This is a genomic window from Aquimarina atlantica (assembly GCF_000626715.1).
Taxonomy (GTDB): Bacteria; Bacteroidota; Bacteroidia; order Flavobacteriales; family Flavobacteriaceae; genus Aquimarina; species Aquimarina atlantica.
Window position 1 is genome coordinate 102,231 of record NZ_AQRA01000002.1, and the last position, 19,415, is coordinate 121,645.

The following is a 19,415-nucleotide window of genomic DNA, read 5'->3' on the forward strand; positions in this document are numbered from 1 at the left end:
ATAACATTGAAGCAGATTATTTATGACACGATCACTTCGCATAGTAGAAAGAACCAAAGCTTTTTTTACAGAGATAGGCGATTTGTCATATTTCTCAGGACGTTTTTTTAAAGAAGTATTCACAAGGCCTTTTGAGTTTCAGGAACTATTACGACAATGCTATAATATGGGTAATCGTTCTTTACTTTTAGTTGGGGTAACCGGATTTATTTTAGGGTTGGTTTTTACACTTCAGTCTCGACCTACTTTAATGGAGTTTGGTGCAGAGTCCTGGATGCCTTCTATGGTAGGGATTTCTATTGTAAGAGAAATCGGACCTGTAATTACTGCTCTTATTTGCGCAGGGAGAATTGGTTCTGGAATCGGTGCCGAACTTGGGTCTATGCGAGTAACAGAGCAAATTGATGCGATGGAGGTATCAGGAACAAATCCCTTTAAGTATCTTGTTGTTACTCGTATTACAGCAACAACTTTAATGCTTCCTATATTAATTATTTTTGGGGATGCAATTGCTTTATTTGGTTCTGCTATTGTCGAAAATTTAAAAGGAGCTGTCTCCTATCAACTATATTTTAATCAAGTGTTTGATGCCATAAAGTATAGTGATATCATTCCTGCTACAGTAAAATCATTCTTTTTTGGATATGCTATAGGACTGGTCGGATGTTACAAAGGATATTACTGTAAAAAAGGAACGGCTGGTGTTGGTGAGGCGTCAAACTCGGCGGTAGTATATACTTCAATGTTATTGTTTGTCATTGATTTTATTGCAGTATTTCTAGCAGACATATTTTTTGAAATTTAATGAAACCTAAAAAAAATATAACTTCTGTTCTTGAGATCAAAGATCTAAGAAAAAACTTTGGTGATAATCACGTGCTCAACGGGTTTAGTTTGCAATTATTTGAAGGAGAAAACCTGGTGGTGATGGGCAAATCCGGTTCAGGTAAATCGGTAATGATCAAATGCCTCGTAGGGTTAATGCAAGCAGATAGTGGTAGTATACGAATAAAAGGGCAAGATATTACTATTTTGGGACAAATAGAACTAGATCTGCTTCGTACCGAAATTGGTTTTTTGTTTCAAGGTAGTGCCTTATATGATTCTATGACGGTTCGTGAGAATCTAGAGTTTCCTTTACGCAGGCATAAAGATAAATTGAATATGACTGGCCATACTGAAGCTTTAGTTATAGAAGCACTCCAAAATGTAGGTTTGGCACATGCAATAGACTTAATGCCATCAGAACTATCAGGAGGAATGCAACGCCGAGTAGCACTAGCGAGAGCCTTGATTCTAAAACCTAAAATTATTCTTTATGATGAACCTACAACAGGATTAGATCCAATAACTTCTAAAGAAATTATAGAATTAATGCGTAGTATTCAAAAAAAATACGGAACCTCATCATTAATTATTACACATGATGTGGATTGCGCCAGAGTTATTTCTAACAGAATTATTTTGCTCGTAGACGGAATTAATTATGCAGAAGGAACATATCATGAATTATCTCAATCAAATGATCCCCAGGTAAAAGCTTTTTTTAAGCATTAGAGAATAGATAAAACTAAAGTGAAACGCTATGAAAAAAACAGCATCTCAAAAGTTGAAACTCGGTGTCTTTGTCGTGATCGGTACAGTATTACTTATCGCTGCACTATACTCTATCGGAAATCGGCAAAACCTATTTGGTAGCAATATTAGAATCATGACTCAATTTACAAATGTTAACGGTCTCGAATTAGGAAATAATGTTCGGTATTCTGGAATCAATGTAGGAACAGTAAGTAAAATTAAGATGATAGACGATACTCGAATTATAGTCGAAATGCTTATTCGAGAAAATATAGGAAAACATATTAAAAAAGATGCCGTAGCAACTATAGGATCAGATGGCTTAGTGGGCAATATGATTATAAACATTATTCCCAGAGAAAGCAAAAAACTTCCTGTGGTTTCGGGGGATACCATACTATCTTACAGCAAAATAGGAACAGATGATATGCTCACCACTCTTAACGTTACTAATGAAAATGCCGCCTTACTTACAGCTGATTTACTAAAAATAACAACAAAAATCATTGAAGGTAATGGAACTATAGGGTTATTGATCAATGATTCTATAATGGCAAAAGATCTGAAACAAACTATTTTTCAATTAAAAAAGACAAGTACGGGAGCATCACAAGCTATTACCGAACTTAAAGACATCATCTCTTCGGTTAAACAGGGCCAAAGTGTAGCAGGTGTTTTGTTGCAGGATAGCATATCTGGTCAGAAAATGAAAACCATAGTAAATAACCTAGAGCAATCTAGTGTTGATATCAGTCGGATAACAACAAATCTAGATGTCGTATTACAAGACATAAAAGAAGGAAAAGGAGCATTGCATTATCTAACTTCTAACCCAACCCTGGTTAAAAATATTGATTCTACCATCTATAATATTAAAGAAGGAACATATCGTTTTAACGAGAATATGGAAGCTCTAAAACATAATTTTTTATTTAGAGGTTACTTTAAAAAACTAGAAAAAGAAAAGAAAAAATAAGAATCTTAAAAAAAACAGCCATGAAGATTGAACATCTTGAAGAACGAGTTAATGATTATAGAAATTCTATAAAAACAGTTGTCGATAAAAGAATGCTTTGGAAAAATAAAACCAAAGATATTCTTCTTAAAACCTTACAGGGAATTGTACAACAATATGATATTGGATGGAAAGTTCAGGAATTGAGCTGGATTCATAATAACGAAGCTATAAATATTACTTTTGATTCATTTCCTCAAGAATTAATTGATTGTACAAACCTAATACCAGCATATCAATTTTTACCAGGAGGAGCTTTGATTTTTTCACAATCCTATAATGGTGATATTTATGTTTTTATGTTATTCCCCGAGATCGAAAATAAACCTCAAGAAAATAGCATGATCGAATTAGGGGTGTATGCTCCAGAATCGATAACTCAAAAATTTATTATTGAAAAAGTAGATGAATTTTTAAAAGAAATTATTAAATGGGAAGTACCTTCACTAAAGAATAAAGTAGGCTATTGATCCGATTCTTTATAATTGGTTTCGATAAGTGTATTAGCATACATCCTATAACCAATATTATTTCTAGAATTGTTTTTTATAAAAAAATTTTCAATTTATAATCCTACCATCTCCCATTTCTATAATTCGATCGGTTTTATTTGCAAAATCTATGTCATGGGTAACAACCAGAAGTGACAATCCTTCTTCATCACTTAATTGTTTAAAAACATTGAACACATTTTCAGAATTATAACTATCCAGATTCCCTGTAGGTTCGTCTCCCATAATGATAGCTGGATCATTTATTAGCGCCCTCGCAATGGCAACTCGTTGTTTTTCCCCTCCAGAGATACGTGAAGCTCTTTTTTTGGCAAGATGATCAATGTTAAGAATCCGAAGCTTATTCATAGCATCGTGCTCAATTTCTTCTATAGATTTTTCAGCTAGTTTTTTGGCAGGAAGCATTACATTTTCTAATACCGAAAATTCGGATAACAGGTAATGAAACTGAAATACAAAACCTATATGTTTATTTCGTATATAAGAGAGTTTTTCTCTTTCTTGACCAGTGATAAGCTCATTATTGAGATACAATCCTCCTTCATAATCTGTATCCATAGTTGATAAGATATACAACAAAGTAGATTTACCACACCCAGATTTTCCCATAATAGAAGCAAATTCTCCCTGGCTTACCTTAAAAGAAATATCTTTTAATACATGAAAAAGTACTGGTTTCCTAAAATACTTGTTGATGTTTTTGGCTTCGAGAACTGTTTTCATAATATTATTATTGCCCCCTAATAATACGTACAGGGTCTATTTTTTTTGCTTTCTGAGAAGGTAAATACCCCGCCAAAAAAGTTGAAATCATAGCGAATGTAATACCAATACCATAAAACCAAAGATTATGATTAATAGGATAAGTAGTAATAGTTGGTAGTGCTTCTGTTTCAAAAGGTAGTTGATCGATAAGATGAGATAGACCAAATCCGATTAACAATCCTAAAACTCCGCCAACAACGCCAATGATCATAGCCTGGCTCATAAAAATTAACTGCACATCTTTTCCCGAAAAACCAGTTGCTTTTAGAATAGCGATATCATTCATTTTTTCGTAGATGAGCATATTTAGAATATTGTAAATGCCAAATCCTGCCACAATCAATAGTGTTATAGAAACGGCATAGGTAATTAGATTCCTAATCGTGGTTCCTGTTTCAAATTGTGCATTAGCAGTATTAATATCAATTGCTTTAAGCTTAAACTGTTGCTCTACTTTTTCTCCTAATGCAATGGCTTGGTCAATATTGTGAAGTTTTACATTGATATCTGTAATATAATTTTCTGCTTCTCCCAGAATACGCTGTACAGTTTTGATAGTAGTAAAACTTTGAATGTTATCAATATCAGCAATCCCACTTTGGTATATCCCTACAATTTTTAACGGAAAAACATCTCCTTTTATGGTACTGATCTGTACTCTATCACCAATATCTAGAGACATTTTTTTTGCAACACCTGCCCCCAGTAAAATACCATTATCATTATGTTGCAAAGCTTGTGGAGTTCCTTTAACGATATAATCCCTGAAATTAAAAAACTCTACTTCTTTCATAATATCAACACCTGTAAGATTACCTCCCAACTCAATAGATCCTGAGATATAAAATATTTGTGATTTAATTTGCGGTATTGCTCCTCTAACCTTGGGATCTTTATTAAGGTATTTAATGATCGGAAGTGCATTATGAATTCTCTTTTGACTTTGTTTTGGCTTAATCGAATGCACTACATTAAATGTATTTTGAAGTTCATCATATAAGTCTACAGGTTGTTTTTTTGAAGGTTCAATCTCATTAAAAATATGAATATGAGGTGTCTGATTAAGAATCAAATCATCTAACATCTTATTCAGCCCAGTCATAAAACAAACCAAAGTAATATATGCACCAATACCAAAAGTCACACCCAAAGCTGCAGTTGCAGTTTGTTTGATTTTGGTAACCAGATGTGTCCTGGCAATGTTTAATATGACTTTCCAATTGGTCATTATTCGGGTTTATAAATCCAGGTATCTTTGGTAATACCTGATAAGATTTCTATAGTATCCATACTCTGAAGCCCAATAACAATTTCTACAGTTCCTTTTTCTGTTTTCACCTTAGTATCATCAATTAGGTATTCTTTTGGTATAGTTAGCGCTTCTTTTTTTTGAGCTATGATAATATTTGCCTCTCCAGATAACCCTGGGTATAATACTTCTGGGCTTTTATCAAAAAGAGCTTCAACCATAAAGGTTTGATTGCGTTCATCTTTTTTAGGGTATATTTTATTCACTTTTGCGGTAAATACTTCTTCATTATATGCATCCAGAGTTATTATGACTTTTTGATGTTTTTTAATTTTCACAATATCCACTTCATCAACGAGCATCTCGATAACAAAAATAGTGGCACTACCCACTGCTGCTATGGGTTCTATAGTATTTATAATTTCTCCAGGATTTTTATATAGGCCATACACCTTACCATTAATCTTACTATTAATGGTAAAATCTTTGGTGGTTATTACAGAGGTTTTATAATTGTTTTTTGCTTGTTGTAACCGAGTCTTAAGTTCTTCTCGGGTTCTATCATACTTATTTTTTAACAGACTTAAAGAATTTGTAGAAAGTTCATAGGTAAGTTTTTTGGTATCATACTCTATTTTAGAACCTATCTGTTGGCTCCACAGATTTTTCTGACGGCAATAATTTATAGAATCATTAGTCATTTTAAGAGTTGCCGACTTAATTTCCTCTTCTATACTACTAAGAATTGCTGCACTACCATTATAGTTTTTTTGGGCAAGTTCAAACGACAACTTAGCATTTTCTGTATTTAACTTAGGGTTGCTATTTATAATCTGGAGTAATGGAGTTCCTTTTTTAACCTCATCTCCTTCTTCTACAAGATTTTTATCTAAAATACCGTGTACCGAAGCATACACCTGATACAAGCTGTCTGGTTGGATCGTAACCGATGAGTATACCATTTCTGTAACACCTGTTACCACGGGAAGAATTTTTTCTTCTTTATCTGCACAGGACATAAGAACAGTCGTAAAAAACACCCATAATACATGTTTAGACATATATACATATTTTTATCTAATTTCGTCGAAAAGACTGATTTTCGGAATGATATTTGTCATATTAAAAAAAAATGATAGTCTTTATTTTAGCATAGAGATTAGAACAAAATACTAGCTCTAATGAAGCTCAGAAACTATGTGAATTTTATACCAATATAGGGCAGTATAGGTCTAACAATTAAGAACCATAAAATACAAACAAATGCAAATCAATATTCAATTTGTGCAAATGCCAACCAGTGAAACTATGGAAGGTTATGTACATGAAAAACTAAATAAATTATTCAAAAAATATGATTGGATAATTAAATCGGATGTGTTTTTTAAAAAAGAAAATGACCCAAAAGGGAAAGGTAAAATCTGTGATGTAGAATTAAGTTTACCGGGACCAAAAATATACGCTACATCTAATGAGAAAAATTTTGAATTTGCTTTTAAAGAAACACTTAGTGATCTAGAAAGGCAGCTCAAAAAACGAAAACAAGAAATGAAGCCATACATCTAGGCATTGCATTTCTGAAATGAATCAAAATTTAACAGTCTAAAGTTCAAAAACTGACATTTGTCATGTTTTATGAATCTTAACAGAACTACTTTAGCTAATGGTTAACAAATGATTTCTTTAAATTTTTAGTTAAAAAGAAATGAGTTTTGTTGTAGAAATACAACAAGTTTAAAACAAAGAAATTAACTCTATTTCTAGGCGAATAGTTCGTAAATTAGATTTAGCAATACATTAAATTAAACATTAGGGACTAGTATACCTACTAATAAAATTAATTTCTTTGAAGAAAACAGGTAAGTGAATGCTTACCTGTTTTTGTTTTATATATACCTACCTTTAAAGTTTATCAATAAAAAAAATTATTGATTATAACAAAATAGGTAAGTGTCTGTTTTTTAATGCAATTCAATTCTTCACTACAAGACAACCATAACAATGCTACGCTAAACACTTGATTTACAAATAAAAGAAAGGATTTCTAATCCGATCCAAATACAATATCAAGTATCTATTGATCGTTAATTTCTACATATAAACACAAATTCAACTTAAATTTTTACATTATGAAAACTAGTAGATTGTTAAGCCTGTCGGCTATTACATTATCTGTATTACTATTTACCAATTGCCAAACAGAAGATGAATCTGTATCTACAGAAATTAATCAGGAATCTTCTAAATCAGAAGCTTCTGCAGAAGTTTATCCATTAACAGGAAATGAAAAAATAGTTACCAAAATGTTTTTTGGAGAAGAAACAGAATTTAACCAAGTAGATAACAATCTTATCCTTGGCGATATGATATTGTCTCCAGAACAGGTAGAAGAAACGAACATTCTGGAAAAAGGAGTGATCCGAAGAAACAGACATTGGCCAAAATCGGGAAGCTATTACTATATTCCTTATACTGTTGATAGTAATTTACCAAACAAAGGTCGCGTAACTAGCGCTATTAATCATTGGGAAAGTAAAACCAAAATACGGTTTATAAAAAGAACAAATCAAAGAGCTTATATTCGCTTTAGGTCAGGATCAGGATGTTCTTCTTCTGTAGGTAGAACGGGGGGCAGACAAAATATCACTCTAGCTTCTGGGTGTTCTACCGGAAACACTATTCATGAAATCGGACATGCGATTGGCATGTATCATGAGCAACAACATCCTAAACGGGATAACTATGTTACTGTAAATTTTAACAATATCAAAAGTGGTAAAGCGTCTAATTTTAATAAAAGATCTTCTTCTTCAGTTAGAACTTCTACGTTTGATATTGGATCTATCATGATGTATGGTTCTTATTTTTTTAGTAAAAACGGAAAACCAACAATCGTAAGAAAAAACGGAAGTACTTTTAATGTACAACGTCGCGCATTAAGTAGTGGAGATCTAAGTGTGATAAGACGATACTATAATTAATAATCATAAATATAGAAAAGGAGGAAAATATTAAATATTCTCCTCCTTACTTCTTTTTTAAACCAATTCGATTAAGTATTCTAAAAAATTAGATTTTACATATTTATACAACTCTAATCACAAAATAGTTTTTCTTACCACGTTGTAATAAAACGAATTGATCGTTAATTAAATCATTATTAGATATCGAATAACTATCGTTAACCTTTTCTTTATTTACCGAAATAGAATTTTCTTTCAGTGCTCTTCTGGCTTCGCCATTTGATTTAAGAAATCCTGTATGTTCTGCCAGGGCGCCAATCATATCCATACCATTAGCGATCATGTCTTTAGCGATCTCGGCTTGCGGTACTCCATCAAAAACGTCTAAAAAGGTGGCTTCATCCAAATCTTTTAGATCTTCAGATGTAGATTTTCCAAAAAGAATTGCAGATGCTTTAATCGCATTATCTAAATCTTCCTGAGAATGTACAATAACCGTAACCTCATCTGCCAGTTTCTTTTGTAAAATTCGCTGGTGTGGAGCTTCTTTATGAGCAGTTACAAGGTTTTTTATTTCTTCTTCGGTTAAAAACGTAAAAATCTTAATGTATTTTTCGGCATCTTCATCACTGGTATTTAACCAATATTGATAGAATTTATACGGTGATGTTCGTTTGGCATCCAGCCATACATTTCCACCTTCAGACTTACCAAATTTTGATCCATCAGATTTTGTAATCAACGGGCAAGTCAAGGCATATCCTTTTCCACCTGCTATTCTTCTAATGAGTTCGGTTCCCGTAGTGATATTGCCCCACTGATCGCTACCTCCCATTTGTAAGGTACATGTATGTGCTCTATATAAATGTAAAAAATCATATCCCTGAACCAATTGGTAGGTAAATTCTGTAAATGACATCCCCTCTGATGATTCTGACGAAATTCGATTCTTAACAGAATCCTTGGCCATCATATAATTTACTGTAATATGCTTACCCACATCTCTAATAAACTCCAGGAATGAGAATTCTTTCATCCAATCGTAGTTATTAACCAATACAGCTGCATTGGGAGCATTACTTTCAAAATCCAAAAATCTACTAAGTTGTGATTTTATAGCTTCCTGATTGTGACGAAGTGTTTTTTCGTCCAGTAGATTACGTTCTGCCGATTTCCCTGAAGGATCACCGATCATACCTGTGGCACCACCGACCAATGCAAAAGGCTTATGCCCTGCTCTCTGGTAATGCGCCAGTAACATGATAGGAACCAGGTTACCGATATGTAATGAATCTGCTGTAGGATCAAACCCCACATAGGCAGATCTCATTTGCTCCATTAGGTATTCTTCGGTCCCAGGCATCGCATCATGCAACATTCCTCTCCAACGTAATTCTTCTATAAAATTTGTAGTCATTGTACTATAATTCAATTAAGAGCGACAAAGATAAAAATATGGATAATATCCAGCTATGAATATGGTAGAAATTGGATGGTATTGACTTATTGTTCTCACCAATTGTAAAACATCTTTTACACTAAAATATTCCTTCTTCTTTTCTCTTAAAAAATTCTTGGCTACAATCTAATTATTGCGTTTTCGGCTTTTCACTGAAAACAGGGGGAATGCAGTCTACAAATAATAATAATTTTCATTTCTATTAATTAAAAATCAATTTATATCATGAAAAAACAAGCAAGCAATTCAAAAAAATTGAATCTTAAAAAATTAGAAATCACAAAATTAAATGGTCTACATACTATTTATGGAGGGGCACCAACTCTAGGGAAAAGTGATAATCAAACACCAACCACTACAGAAGAACCTGATCTTGCCACATGTAGATGTACTGATTATTGCGATTAAGAATATAAAAGACCTCAATAATTTTTTTAAATCATTGGGGTCTATTATTTAACCAAAAAATGTGCATTATTTGTTTACTTTAGTATCGTAGAATTACATACTATGATATTAGTTACAGGAGCAACAGGTTTAGTAGGAACACATCTACTGGTTAGACTTATTCAGGAAAAACAACAAGTGCGTGCCTTATACAGAACCGAGGCCAAAAAAGAACATGCTAAAAAAGTGTTCTCCTCTTATTTCACAAGTGAGGAAAAACACTTGTTTGATACTATAGAATGGGTAAATACTGATATTAATAATATTCCTGTTCTAACTCAAGCTTTTGAAGGAATTACTCACGTATATCATTGCGCTGCCAAAATTAGTTTTAATCCATCTCACTATAAAAAATTAAGAAAAGCTAATATCCATGGTACAGCAAATATTGTAAACCTTTGTTTACTCAAAAAGGTAACTAAGCTTTGTTATGTAAGTTCAATTGCAACACTTGGTGAAAATTTATCCAGTTCTCATATTGATGAAAAAGCAGAATGGAATCCCGAAACTCCCAATTCTGTGTATTCAATTACCAAATATGGTGCAGAAATGGAAGTCTGGAGAGGAATACATGAAGGGCTTACTGCAGTAATTGTAAATCCTGGTATCATTATCGGTCCCGGTTTTTTTGATAATGGCAGTGGATATCTCTTTAAAAGAATTTATAAAGGAATGAAGTATTATACTACAGGAACCACCGGTTATGTAGCCATAAGGGATGTTATCGATATTATGTATAAACTTACTACGGGGTCCTATAGTAATCAACGTTATATTCTGGTTGGTGAGAATTTAAGTTACAAAAGTGCTTTTGGTATGATCGCTCAGGCACTGAACAAACCATTACCAAAAAAGAGAATTTCTCCCTTTTTGATGAAAATCGCTTATTATGTACAACATATTGGTTATATTTTGTTTAGAACCAACAGATCCATATTTAGATCCTCTATACGAAGTGCATTTTCTACAAAATACTATGAGAATGACAAAATAAAAAAAGAGCTTATCTACAGTTTTACTCCGATTGAAAAAAGCATAAAAGAAACTGCTACTGTTTTTTTAAAGGAAGAGGAGGGGTATTAGTCCTCTTTTTTTTAGCTTCTTCTATCTTGTCTTCGATTACATCTTCTGTAATAGCAGGTAAATCCATAAGCTTAACTGTATCTTTACTTTTTGCAATAGAATCTTCAATTTTAATTTTCTTAATAGAATCTTCTTCCTTTTTCAGCTTCTCATATTTTGCTGCCTCTTTATCCAAATTAGCCTTTACACGAACAAAAATCGCTTCATATTTTTCTATCTGACCAGAATACCAGGCATTATTCTCGGCAAAAATAATACTATCTATACCGTGTTTTTTCAGAATAAAAGCTTCAGGATTAATATTTTTTTCCTCAAAAGTTTTTCTGTTAGAGCTTTTTGCTGCTCTTACAAAAGCAATATCAGTTAGAATCTCAACCATACGGTCTTCTTCTATAAATGATTCTGGTTTAGGGCTTTTATCTATACTCTGGCAAGAAATAATAGCCAGAAAAGCTACAGTATATACTACATTTCTAATCATCTGTCAAAAGTTAGTCGTTGTGCGTGTCGCACATCATAGAATTTAAAGTTCTTATATACCAAACTTCCATTAACAAAAGTATGCGTAACTCTTGACTTAAAAGTAGTTCCTTCAAAAGGTGACCACCCACATTTATATGAAATATTATCTTTATTTACCGTCCAGGGTGCATTTATATCGACCAAAACAGCATCTGCATAATATCCTTCTTTTATAAAGCCTCTTTTCTCGATCTGAAATAATATCGCCGGATTATGACACATTTTTTCAACGATTTTTTCTAAGCTTATTTTATCCTGGTGGTAAAATTCTAACATAGCAGGAAGAGCATGCTGCACCAATGGACCTCCAGATGGTGCTTTGGTATACACATTATCTTTTTCTTCTTTGGTGTGCGGAGCATGATCTGTAGCTATTACATCTATTTTATCCTTTAGCAATGCTGCAAACAGTGCATCCCTGTCTTTTACTGTTTTTACAGCAGGATTCCACTTAATCAATGTTCCTTTTTCTTCATAATCTGTATCAGAAAACCACAAGTGGTGAATACAAACTTCGGCTGTTATTTTCTTTTCCTTAAGCGGAATTTTATTGGTAAACAGTTCTAATTCCTTTGCTGTCGAAAGATGAAAAACATGCAATCGCGCTCCCGTTTTTTTAGCCAGTGCTATCGCTTGTGACGAAGACAAATAACACGCTTCTTCACTTCTTATAATAGGATGATACTTTACAGGAATATCATCACCATACTCTGCTTTATACTTTGCAGTATTACTCTTAATCGTCTCTTCATCTTCACAATGCACTGCGATTAACAAGTCTGTAGATGAGAATATTTTTTCTAATACTTCTGGATTATCGACCAGCATATTTCCTGTAGATGACCCTAGAAACAGTTTAAGCGCTGCCACTTTTTTGGGGTCTACCTTCAGAATTTCTTCTAAGTTATCATTTGTACCTCCAAACATAAAAGAATAATTTGCATAGCTTGTTTTTGCAGCGATTTCAAACTTTTCTTCGAGTTTTTCTATTGTTGTTGTTTGTGGTACCGTATTAGGCATTTCTATAAAAGAAGTAATACCTCCAGCTATAGCGGCCCTGGATTCAGTTTCTATAGTTGCTTTATGTGTTAATCCAGGTTCTCTAAAATGCACCTGATCATCAATGACCCCTGGTAATAAGTATTTGCCTTCGGCATCAAAAATGTGAACATCTGGTGATTTGGCACTTATCTGCGGTGCAATTTCTTTAAAAATACCATTTTCTATATATACATCTCCATTAAAAATCTGCCCTTCATTAACGATGTTAGCATTTTTAATAAGCACATTATCCATAATCATATTTCGTAGCGATTAAATAAGCTGTTAAATTTCATTTTTATAACCCCAAAAACAGCTTCAGAAATAATTCCTTTGCTCATTTTTGATGTTCCCCTGGTTCTATCGGTAAAGATTACAGGGATTTCTTTTATTTTAAATTTTAATAAATACGCCTTAAACTTCATCTCTATTTGAAAGGCATATCCTACAAATCGAATTTTTTTAAGATTTATTTTTTCTAATACTTCTCTTTTATAACAGACAAATCCTGCTGTTGTGTCATGAATATCCATTCCTGTTATAAATCGAACATATTTTGAAGCTCCCCAAGACAATAAAACTCTACTCATTGGCCAGTTCACTACATTTACTCCTGTCACATATCTAGACCCAATAGCGACCTGAGAAGATCCTTTTGCACAAGCATTATACAATCGTATAAGATCATTTGGATTATGAGAGAAATCTGCATCCATTTCAAAAATATACTCGTAAGATCGTTCTAACGCCCATTCGAAACCAGTAATATATGCTGTACCTAAACCTAATTTCCCTTCTCGTTCTATTAAGAAAAGAGATTCTGGGTATTCTAACTGTAACTCCTTTATCTTATCTGCAGTTCCATCTTGTGAATTATCATCTACAATAAGAATATGGAAATCACGCTGAAGCGAAAGCACATTTTTAATGATACGCTCCACATTTTCAATTTCATTATAGGTAGGGATTATAACTAAGGCATCCACCATCTAGGCTATTTTTCAGGCAAATATAACTAAATAATTACTAGTTATTTTCTTGTTTTTATGAGTTAATTGATCGTAATTTTGATCCCAGAACAGAATATGGAATTTATTTTACGAGAAATAACATCAACAAATTGGCTTACTATCATAATCACAGTATGCCTGATGCTGCTAGCTACAGCCAAAAGAGTGAATATGCTTCGCTTTACCGATTTTATGATGCTTTTTAGTAACAGTAAATATATTATATCCTATCAAAAATTAAATAAGCTTTCTTCTTTATTTAATGCAATCTTACTATTGTTTCAGGTTGTTTCGGTATCCTTGTTTCTATATTTATGCTTTGGTGTATTCGAATGGAAAGTCACACCCAATCAAATTACATTGTATTTTAAGATTGCAATCATATATACAGTTATCGTTATTTGCAAATTACTTGTAGAAAAAATAGTTGCAACTATTTTTTCTATTGACTCTATAATTGATGAATATTTATTTTACAAAGTGTCATATCGTAATTTTATGGGAGTCATACTGTTACCCGTTAATATTGTATTTATTTATGCTTTACAACCTTCTAAAATTGCATTTATAATACTTCTAATTTTATTAATTATTCTCAATACAATCATGCTCGTTTCTTTTTATAAGAAAAACGAAAATATTATTTTGAACCACTTATTTTATTTTATTTTGTATCTTTGCGCACTTGAAATCGCACCCTATTTTATACTGTATAAGCTTATTAGTTAATTAGTAGGATCTTTACAAAAAAGAAAGAAAATATATGAAAGTGAAGACAATTTTGGTTTCACAGCCGGAGCCTAAAGTGGAAAATTCACCTTATTTTGATTTAGAAGAAAAGGAAAAAGTAAAAATTGACTTTATCCCCTTCATTCATGTAGAGGGAGTTGACTCAAAAGAAGTAAGGTTACAAAAAGTAGATTTATCATTATATACTGCTATTATCCTTACTAGCCGTAATTCTGTTGATCATTTCTTTAGAATAGCAGACGAAATGCGTTATAAAGTACCTGATACACTCAAGTATTTTTGTCAAAGTGAAGCCGTAGCATATTATTTACAGAAGTATGTTGTATATCGAAAAAGAAAGATATACGTTGGAAAACGTACGTTTCAGGAACTATCTCCTTTGATTAAGAAATATAAAAATGAGAAGTTTTTATTACCTTCTTCAGATAAGTTAAAGCCGTTAATTCCTGAAACATTAGATAGTCTAAAAGTAGAATGGAAACAAGCTGTTTTTTACAGAACTGTGGTAAGTGATCTTTCTGACTTAAGGGATGTATTTTATGACATTTTGGTGTTTTTTAGCCCATCTGGAATACAATCTTTATTCGAGAATTTTCCTGATTTCAAACAAAATAATACCAGAATTGCTGTGTTTGGAAACTCAACAGTTAAAGCAGCCGAAGAGCACAACCTGATTGTTAACATTCAGGCACCAACTCCAGAGACACCCTCAATGACAATGGCGCTTCAAAAATATATTAAAGAAGTAAATAAGAAATAGATAGTTTTATTTATTTTCAATGTATAAAAAAAGGGATCGAATATCGATCCCTTTTTTAGTATTACAGTAAAAAATCTTATTCAAATTGTTTAAAATTCTTTTTGAAAGAATTTACCAGTTCTTCAGCCTTAGCATCATAAGCTTCTTTATCTGCCCATGTATTTCTTGGATTCAGAATATCTGAAGGCACATCAGGGCAGCTCTCTGGCATACTAAGATCAAAATGTTTATCAGTAACATAGGTTACATCATTAAGTTTACCTTCTAAAGCTGCATTAATCATTGCACGGGTATATTTCAATTTCATTCGGCTCCCTGTACCATATGCTCCACCGGTCCATCCTGTATTTACCAACCAGACATTAGCTCCTGTCTTTTCGATTTTATCCATTAGCATATCCCCATATTCTTTTGGGTGCAATGGCATAAAAGGTGCGCCAAAACAAGCAGAAAAACTTGGTAACGGCTCATTAACTCCTGCTTCGGTTCCTGCAACCTTAGCTGTATATCCACTAATAAAATGATAAGAAGCTTGCTCTTTGGTCAACTTAGAGATAGGAGGCAATACCCCAAAAGCATCTGCAGTAAGAAAAAAGATATTGGTTACCTTTTTACCTCTACTAGGTACTTTGATATTTTCTATATGATCAATCGGATAGCTTACTCTTGTATTTTGAGTAATACTAGAGTCTGTATAATCTACAGCACCATTATCATCTATAATTACGTTTTCTAATAATGCTCCTTTTTTAATCGCATTATAAATTTCAGGTTCTTTTTCTGAAGAAAGGTCTATTACTTTGGCATAGCATCCTCCTTCAAAATTAAATACAGTATCTTCTTCTGTCCAGGCATGTTCATCATCTCCTATCAATTTCCTTTTAGGATCTGTAGATAAAGTAGTTTTACCAGTTCCTGATAATCCAAAAAACAAAGCGGTTTTACCATCTTCTCCTTCATTAGCAGAGCAATGCATAGGTAAACAATTACGCTCTACAGGAAGAATAAAATTTAAGGCAGAGAAAATGCCTTTCTTGATCTCACCAGTATATCCTGTTCCTCCTATTAAAGCTATTTTTTTAGAAAAATTAAGGATTGCAAAATTATGTTGTCGTGTACCATCTACTTTTGGATCTGCCATAAATCCGGGCGCATTAACGATCAACCAATCGGGATCAAAAGACTCTAATTCTTTTTTTTCTGGCCTTAAAAACATGTTATATGCAAACATATTAGACCATGGATATTCATTAAGTACTCGAATATTTAATTTATATTCTGGGTCGGCACATGCATAGCTATCACGTACAAATACTTCTTTTCCTGAAAGGTAATTTGTTACTTTATCATACAATGCATCAAATGCATCTTGATCAAAAGGAATATTAATATCCCCCCACCACACTTTATCTTGTGTGATATGATCTTTAACAATAAAACGATCCATAGGGGATCGCCCAGTAAATTCGCCTGTATTAATTGTTAATGCACCTGATTTGGTAATTTTCCCTTGACCTTTTTGCACTACTTCTTCCTGAAGATTTTCTGAAGGTAATTGGTAGCGCATTGTAGCATTTTCAATACCGTAATTCTTTAACGAAAACGTTTTCGTAGTTGGATACAGTCGTTCCATATATAATATGTTGTGTTTGTTATGTACGTGCAAAATTATAAATAATAATTACACCAACCGATAAAAAAATCACTTAATCTTTACCAATGAAATTACGAAGAAAATCCACCCAAGTATCAGCAGTAAACCTCCCAAAGGGGTAATAAAACCTATACTTGACAGAGAAATTCCCAAAATTTCATCGATCACCAAAAGGTATATTGACCCAGAAAAAAGGGTTATTCCCCCCATGAAAAAGTAAAAAATACGCTTTCTGGTAACCTCTTGTAAAACAGACATATTCCCCAAAATAATACAAACGATAGCATGATACATTTGATATCGTACTCCGGTAGTAAAAGAATTAATACTTTCTGGATCTACTAACTTCTTTAATCCATGAGCTCCAAAGGCTCCTAATAGTACCGCAAGTAATCCCATTATGGCACCGGTAATCAAAATTGTTTTGTTTGCTGATATTTTATTCATAATTGACTATAACAAGTATTAAATTTTAAACTTTAGACAAAAATTCTTCAAAAATATAATTAATACGTAGTTATAGAGAACCTAATCTTTATGGTATTTATTACATTCGTATCAAAGTTATCAAAATATCAGAAGGTATGCGAAAGATCTTAGTTATTGGTGCAGGTAAATCTACTGCAGTTCTCATTAAATATTTTCAGGATAAATCCAGTTCAGAAAATTTATATATTACTATTGGTGATATTTCTATTGAAAATGCAAAAAAACTAGCTAGTGATCACCCTAATACAGAAGCAGTACTTCTGGATGTTTTTGATCAAGACTCACGACAAAAAGCTATTCAAAATGCAGATATTGTAGTATCAATGCTTCCTGCACGGTTTCATATCGAAGTAGCTAAAGATTGTTTACAGTATGGCAAATGCATGGTTACCGCATCATATGTTAGCCCAGAAATGCAAGAACTCGATGCAAAAGTTCGTGAAAAAGGACTCGTCTTTATGAATGAGATTGGTGTAGATCCAGGCATTGATCACATGAGTGCAATGCAGGTTATTGACAGGATTAGAAATCAAGGTGGTAAAATAATTTTGTTTGAATCTTTTACAGGTGGTCTGGTAGCTCCCGAAAGTGACACTAACTTATGGAATTATAAATTTACCTGGAATCCTCGTAATGTAGTTATTGCCGGACAAGGTGGTGCTGCAGAGTTTCTACAGGAAGGAACATATAAATATATCCCCTATCATAAATTATTTAGAAGAACAGAGTTTTTAGAAGTCGAAGATTATGGTCGTTTTGAAGCCTATGCAAATCGAAACTCTTTAAAATATCAAAACATCTATGGATTAGATGATATCTTAACTCTATATAGAGGAACTATAAGAAGGGTAGGGTTTTCTAGAGCCTGGAATACTTTTGTACAGTTAGGAATGACTGCAGATGATTATACCCTTGCAAATTCAGAGAACATGAGTTATCGCGATTTCACAAATAGTTTTCTTGCTTATTCTCCTTCGGATTCGGTAGAGCTAAAACTTCGTCACTACCTTAAGATAGATCAAGATGATATTATGTGGGATAAACTTCTGGAGCTTGATCTTTTTAACCCCGATAAAAAAGTAGGTATCCCTAATGCTACTCCAGCGCAGATTCTTCAGAAAATATTGATGGATAAATGGACTCTGGATGAAGGAGACAAGGATATGATCGTGATGTATCATAAGTTTGGTTATGAGATTAACGGCAAACACAAACAGATAGATGCTACTATGGTAAGTATTGGTAAAGATCAAACTTACACGGCAATGGCAAGAACTGTAGGTTTACCAGTTGCAATGGCTACATTACGTATTCTGAACAAACAAATCACTACTCCTGGAGTACAGATTCCTATTCAGGAAGAGGTGTACACTCCTATTCTCAAAGAACTTGAAGAGTATGGTATCATATTTAAGGAAAAAGAATGTGATTATCTTGGTTATAATCCAGATGGTGTAAAAGGATAAGCTGAATTAAAGAATTAACACTTTTTAATTCAATCTAAAATCTATTAAGTGGTTAACTGATTTAATTTTTCGATAATTCTTATTTTTATATTTCAATTACAAACCATTAATTGTATTTTTAGTTAATAATTGTAATTTCATACTTTATGAAAGGCCAAAACCAGACCTTAAAAATTGATGGTATCGACAAAGAGATTTTACGTAATCTCATGGAAGATGCTCGAAGACCAATTCTTGAAATCGCCAGAAAAGTAGGAATATCAGGAGCTGCAATCCATCAAAGGCTTCGTAAATTAGAAGCTTCGGGGCTTATTGCCGGATCAAAGTTTATTATCGATCCCAAAGTACTGGGATATAAAACAATGGCTTTTGTAGGTGTATACCTTGATAAAGCAGTAAGCAACCCAAAAGCTGTAAAACAATTACGAGACATCCCAGAGGTAATCGAATGTCATTACACTACAGGAAATTGGTCTATTTTTATTAAAATACTATGTAGAGATAATGAACATTTAATGGTTGTATTAAATAAAAATATTCAAGCTATCGAAGGTGTATCCCGCACAGAGACTTTTATATCATTAGACCAGCAAATTGATCGACAGATTAAGATATAGCCTTAGGACGGCATACCCAAACCCGAATATATATT

Annotated in this window: 21 protein-coding genes; 12 read left to right on the top strand and 9 right to left on the bottom strand. The window is 32.9% G+C overall.

Features of this window, described 5'->3' with window-relative positions; translation table 11 throughout:
* Positions 1 to 22 precede the first annotated feature (22 nt).
* The 4 genes from ATO12_RS04860 to ATO12_RS04875 are packed head-to-tail and all read left to right on the top strand — an operon-like array spanning position 23 to position 3,063.
* The gene (locus ATO12_RS04860; protein WP_034239626.1) at positions 23 to 805 is read left to right on the top strand and encodes an MlaE family ABC transporter permease; all 783 of its coding nucleotides are present in this window, start codon (positions 23 to 25) and stop codon (positions 803 to 805) included.
* On the top strand, positions 805 to 1,557 hold the full coding sequence (locus ATO12_RS04865) for an ABC transporter ATP-binding protein (protein WP_034239628.1): 753 nt from the start codon (positions 805 to 807) through the stop codon (positions 1,555 to 1,557). The genes ATO12_RS04860 and ATO12_RS04865 overlap by 1 nt, the downstream gene beginning before the upstream one ends.
* A gap of 28 nt (positions 1,558 to 1,585) precedes the next feature.
* Positions 1,586 to 2,554 carry an MlaD family protein gene (locus tag ATO12_RS04870; protein WP_034239630.1) on the top strand — a complete coding sequence of 323 codons (969 nt, stop codon included), beginning with the start codon at positions 1,586 to 1,588 and terminating at the stop codon, positions 2,552 to 2,554.
* Positions 2,555 to 2,574: 20 nt separating this feature from the next.
* Positions 2,575 to 3,063: a hypothetical protein gene (locus ATO12_RS04875; RefSeq protein ID WP_034239632.1), complete on the top strand. Its 489-nt coding sequence runs from the start codon at positions 2,575 to 2,577 to the stop codon at positions 3,061 to 3,063.
* Positions 3,064 to 3,153: 90 nt separating this feature from the next.
* Here the strand turns inward: ATO12_RS04875 and ATO12_RS04880 are convergent, their stop codons facing one another.
* Genes ATO12_RS04880 through ATO12_RS04890 form a run of 3 tightly spaced genes read right to left on the bottom strand, consistent with a single transcriptional unit; the run spans position 3,154 to position 6,180 of the window.
* Positions 3,154 to 3,828, bottom strand: coding sequence for an ABC transporter ATP-binding protein (locus tag ATO12_RS04880; RefSeq protein ID WP_034239634.1), 675 nt, complete (start codon positions 3,826 to 3,828; stop codon positions 3,154 to 3,156).
* 7 nt (positions 3,829 to 3,835) lie between these two features.
* Positions 3,836 to 5,098 (bottom strand): ABC transporter permease, encoded by a 1,263-nt coding sequence (locus ATO12_RS04885; protein WP_034239636.1) that lies wholly within the window; start codon positions 5,096 to 5,098, stop codon positions 3,836 to 3,838.
* Positions 5,098 to 6,180 (bottom strand): efflux RND transporter periplasmic adaptor subunit, encoded by a 1,083-nt coding sequence (locus ATO12_RS04890; protein ID WP_034239638.1) that lies wholly within the window; start codon positions 6,178 to 6,180, stop codon positions 5,098 to 5,100. Before ATO12_RS04890 ends, ATO12_RS04885 begins: the two co-directional genes overlap by 1 nt.
* A 202-nt stretch (positions 6,181 to 6,382) precedes the next feature.
* Here ATO12_RS04890 and hpf point away from each other — a divergent pair, with 202 nt between their 5' ends.
* Both hpf and ATO12_RS04900 read left to right on the top strand, forming a co-directional pair.
* Positions 6,383 to 6,685: a ribosome hibernation-promoting factor, HPF/YfiA family gene (hpf, locus tag ATO12_RS04895; protein ID WP_034239640.1), complete on the top strand. Its 303-nt coding sequence runs from the start codon at positions 6,383 to 6,385 to the stop codon at positions 6,683 to 6,685.
* A gap of 563 nt (positions 6,686 to 7,248) precedes the next feature.
* Complete coding sequence (locus ATO12_RS04900) at positions 7,249 to 8,100, top strand: M12 family metallopeptidase (protein WP_034239642.1); 852 nt, start codon at positions 7,249 to 7,251, stop codon at positions 8,098 to 8,100.
* 103 nt (positions 8,101 to 8,203) lie between these two features.
* Here ATO12_RS04900 and tyrS read toward each other — a convergent pair whose 3' ends face one another.
* The gene (gene tyrS / locus ATO12_RS04905) at positions 8,204 to 9,499 is read right to left on the bottom strand and encodes a tyrosine--tRNA ligase (protein ID WP_034239643.1); all 1,296 of its coding nucleotides are present in this window, start codon (positions 9,497 to 9,499) and stop codon (positions 8,204 to 8,206) included.
* Between the two features lie 267 nt (positions 9,500 to 9,766).
* On the opposite strand from tyrS, the gene ATO12_RS04910 reads away from it, so the two are divergent.
* Entirely contained in the window at positions 9,767 to 9,949 is a 183-nt protein-coding gene (locus tag ATO12_RS04910; protein ID WP_025664410.1) for a hypothetical protein, read from the top strand.
* Positions 9,950 to 10,051: 102 nt separating this feature from the next.
* Entirely contained in the window at positions 10,052 to 11,071 is a 1,020-nt protein-coding gene (locus tag ATO12_RS04915; protein WP_034239646.1) for an NAD-dependent epimerase/dehydratase family protein, read from the top strand.
* On the opposite strand, the gene ATO12_RS04920 is transcribed toward ATO12_RS04915, so the two are convergent.
* From ATO12_RS04920 to ATO12_RS04930, 3 genes are read right to left on the bottom strand one after another with little or no spacing between them, the layout of a single operon-like run.
* Positions 11,037 to 11,552 carry a DUF4296 domain-containing protein gene (locus ATO12_RS04920; RefSeq protein WP_034239649.1) on the bottom strand — a complete coding sequence of 172 codons (516 nt, stop codon included), beginning with the start codon at positions 11,550 to 11,552 and terminating at the stop codon, positions 11,037 to 11,039. The genes ATO12_RS04915 and ATO12_RS04920 overlap by 35 nt on opposite strands.
* The gene (locus ATO12_RS04925) at positions 11,549 to 12,889 is read right to left on the bottom strand and encodes a dihydroorotase (protein WP_034240401.1); all 1,341 of its coding nucleotides are present in this window, start codon (positions 12,887 to 12,889) and stop codon (positions 11,549 to 11,551) included. Before ATO12_RS04925 ends, ATO12_RS04920 begins: the two co-directional genes overlap by 4 nt.
* Before the next feature lie 2 nt (positions 12,890 to 12,891).
* Positions 12,892 to 13,623 carry a polyprenol monophosphomannose synthase gene (locus ATO12_RS04930; protein WP_034239650.1) on the bottom strand — a complete coding sequence of 244 codons (732 nt, stop codon included), beginning with the start codon at positions 13,621 to 13,623 and terminating at the stop codon, positions 12,892 to 12,894.
* 96 nt (positions 13,624 to 13,719) lie between these two features.
* On the opposite strand from ATO12_RS04930, the gene ATO12_RS04935 reads away from it, so the two are divergent.
* Both ATO12_RS04935 and ATO12_RS04940 read left to right on the top strand, forming a co-directional pair.
* Positions 13,720 to 14,373, top strand: a complete 654-nt coding sequence (locus tag ATO12_RS04935; protein WP_034239651.1) for a DUF4271 domain-containing protein — start codon at positions 13,720 to 13,722, stop codon at positions 14,371 to 14,373.
* A gap of 34 nt (positions 14,374 to 14,407) precedes the next feature.
* Positions 14,408 to 15,154: a uroporphyrinogen-III synthase gene (locus tag ATO12_RS04940; RefSeq protein WP_034239654.1), complete on the top strand. Its 747-nt coding sequence runs from the start codon at positions 14,408 to 14,410 to the stop codon at positions 15,152 to 15,154.
* A 76-nt stretch (positions 15,155 to 15,230) separates the two neighbouring features.
* Here ATO12_RS04940 and pckA read toward each other — a convergent pair whose 3' ends face one another.
* Complete coding sequence (gene pckA / locus ATO12_RS04945; RefSeq protein WP_034240404.1) at positions 15,231 to 16,787, bottom strand: phosphoenolpyruvate carboxykinase (ATP); 1,557 nt, start codon at positions 16,785 to 16,787, stop codon at positions 15,231 to 15,233.
* 69 nt (positions 16,788 to 16,856) lie between these two features.
* Entirely contained in the window at positions 16,857 to 17,255 is a 399-nt protein-coding gene (locus ATO12_RS04950; RefSeq protein WP_034239657.1) for a DUF423 domain-containing protein, read from the bottom strand.
* 137 nt (positions 17,256 to 17,392) lie between these two features.
* Here ATO12_RS04950 and ATO12_RS04955 point away from each other — a divergent pair, with 137 nt between their 5' ends.
* Together ATO12_RS04955 and ATO12_RS04960 are read left to right on the top strand one after the other, a co-directional pair.
* Complete coding sequence (locus ATO12_RS04955) at positions 17,393 to 18,763, top strand: saccharopine dehydrogenase family protein (protein ID WP_034239658.1); 1,371 nt, start codon at positions 17,393 to 17,395, stop codon at positions 18,761 to 18,763.
* Positions 18,764 to 18,909: 146 nt separating this feature from the next.
* Positions 18,910 to 19,380, top strand: a complete 471-nt coding sequence (locus ATO12_RS04960; RefSeq protein ID WP_034239661.1) for an Lrp/AsnC ligand binding domain-containing protein — start codon at positions 18,910 to 18,912, stop codon at positions 19,378 to 19,380.
* Positions 19,381 to 19,415: the final 35 nt, after the last annotated feature.

Excerpts from the sequence above, each read along its gene's own strand:
- ATO12_RS04860 (WP_034239626.1), top strand. The coding sequence starts at position 23 with ATGACACGATCACTTCGCATAGTAGAAAGAACCAAAGCTTTTTTTACA.
- ATO12_RS04865 (WP_034239628.1), top strand. The coding sequence starts at position 805 with ATGAAACCTAAAAAAAATATAACTTCTGTTCTTGAGATCAAAGATCTA.
- ATO12_RS04870 (WP_034239630.1), top strand. The coding sequence starts at position 1,586 with ATGAAAAAAACAGCATCTCAAAAGTTGAAACTCGGTGTCTTTGTCGTG.
- ATO12_RS04875 (WP_034239632.1), top strand. The coding sequence starts at position 2,575 with ATGAAGATTGAACATCTTGAAGAACGAGTTAATGATTATAGAAATTCT.
- ATO12_RS04880 (WP_034239634.1), bottom strand. The coding sequence starts at position 3,828 with ATGAAAACAGTTCTCGAAGCCAAAAACATCAACAAGTATTTTAGGAAA.
- ATO12_RS04885 (WP_034239636.1), bottom strand. The coding sequence starts at position 5,098 with ATGACCAATTGGAAAGTCATATTAAACATTGCCAGGACACATCTGGTT.
- ATO12_RS04890 (WP_034239638.1), bottom strand. The coding sequence starts at position 6,180 with ATGTCTAAACATGTATTATGGGTGTTTTTTACGACTGTTCTTATGTCC.
- hpf (WP_034239640.1), top strand. The coding sequence starts at position 6,383 with ATGCAAATCAATATTCAATTTGTGCAAATGCCAACCAGTGAAACTATG.
- ATO12_RS04900 (WP_034239642.1), top strand. The coding sequence starts at position 7,249 with ATGAAAACTAGTAGATTGTTAAGCCTGTCGGCTATTACATTATCTGTA.
- tyrS (WP_034239643.1), bottom strand. The coding sequence starts at position 9,499 with ATGACTACAAATTTTATAGAAGAATTACGTTGGAGAGGAATGTTGCAT.
- ATO12_RS04910 (WP_025664410.1), top strand. The coding sequence starts at position 9,767 with ATGAAAAAACAAGCAAGCAATTCAAAAAAATTGAATCTTAAAAAATTA.
- ATO12_RS04915 (WP_034239646.1), top strand. The coding sequence starts at position 10,052 with ATGATATTAGTTACAGGAGCAACAGGTTTAGTAGGAACACATCTACTG.
- ATO12_RS04920 (WP_034239649.1), bottom strand. The coding sequence starts at position 11,552 with ATGATTAGAAATGTAGTATATACTGTAGCTTTTCTGGCTATTATTTCT.
- ATO12_RS04925 (WP_034240401.1), bottom strand. The coding sequence starts at position 12,889 with ATGGATAATGTGCTTATTAAAAATGCTAACATCGTTAATGAAGGGCAG.
- ATO12_RS04930 (WP_034239650.1), bottom strand. The coding sequence starts at position 13,623 with ATGGTGGATGCCTTAGTTATAATCCCTACCTATAATGAAATTGAAAAT.
- ATO12_RS04935 (WP_034239651.1), top strand. The coding sequence starts at position 13,720 with ATGGAATTTATTTTACGAGAAATAACATCAACAAATTGGCTTACTATC.
- ATO12_RS04940 (WP_034239654.1), top strand. The coding sequence starts at position 14,408 with ATGAAAGTGAAGACAATTTTGGTTTCACAGCCGGAGCCTAAAGTGGAA.
- pckA (WP_034240404.1), bottom strand. The coding sequence starts at position 16,787 with ATGGAACGACTGTATCCAACTACGAAAACGTTTTCGTTAAAGAATTAC.
- ATO12_RS04950 (WP_034239657.1), bottom strand. The coding sequence starts at position 17,255 with ATGAATAAAATATCAGCAAACAAAACAATTTTGATTACCGGTGCCATA.
- ATO12_RS04955 (WP_034239658.1), top strand. The coding sequence starts at position 17,393 with ATGCGAAAGATCTTAGTTATTGGTGCAGGTAAATCTACTGCAGTTCTC.
- ATO12_RS04960 (WP_034239661.1), top strand. The coding sequence starts at position 18,910 with ATGAAAGGCCAAAACCAGACCTTAAAAATTGATGGTATCGACAAAGAG.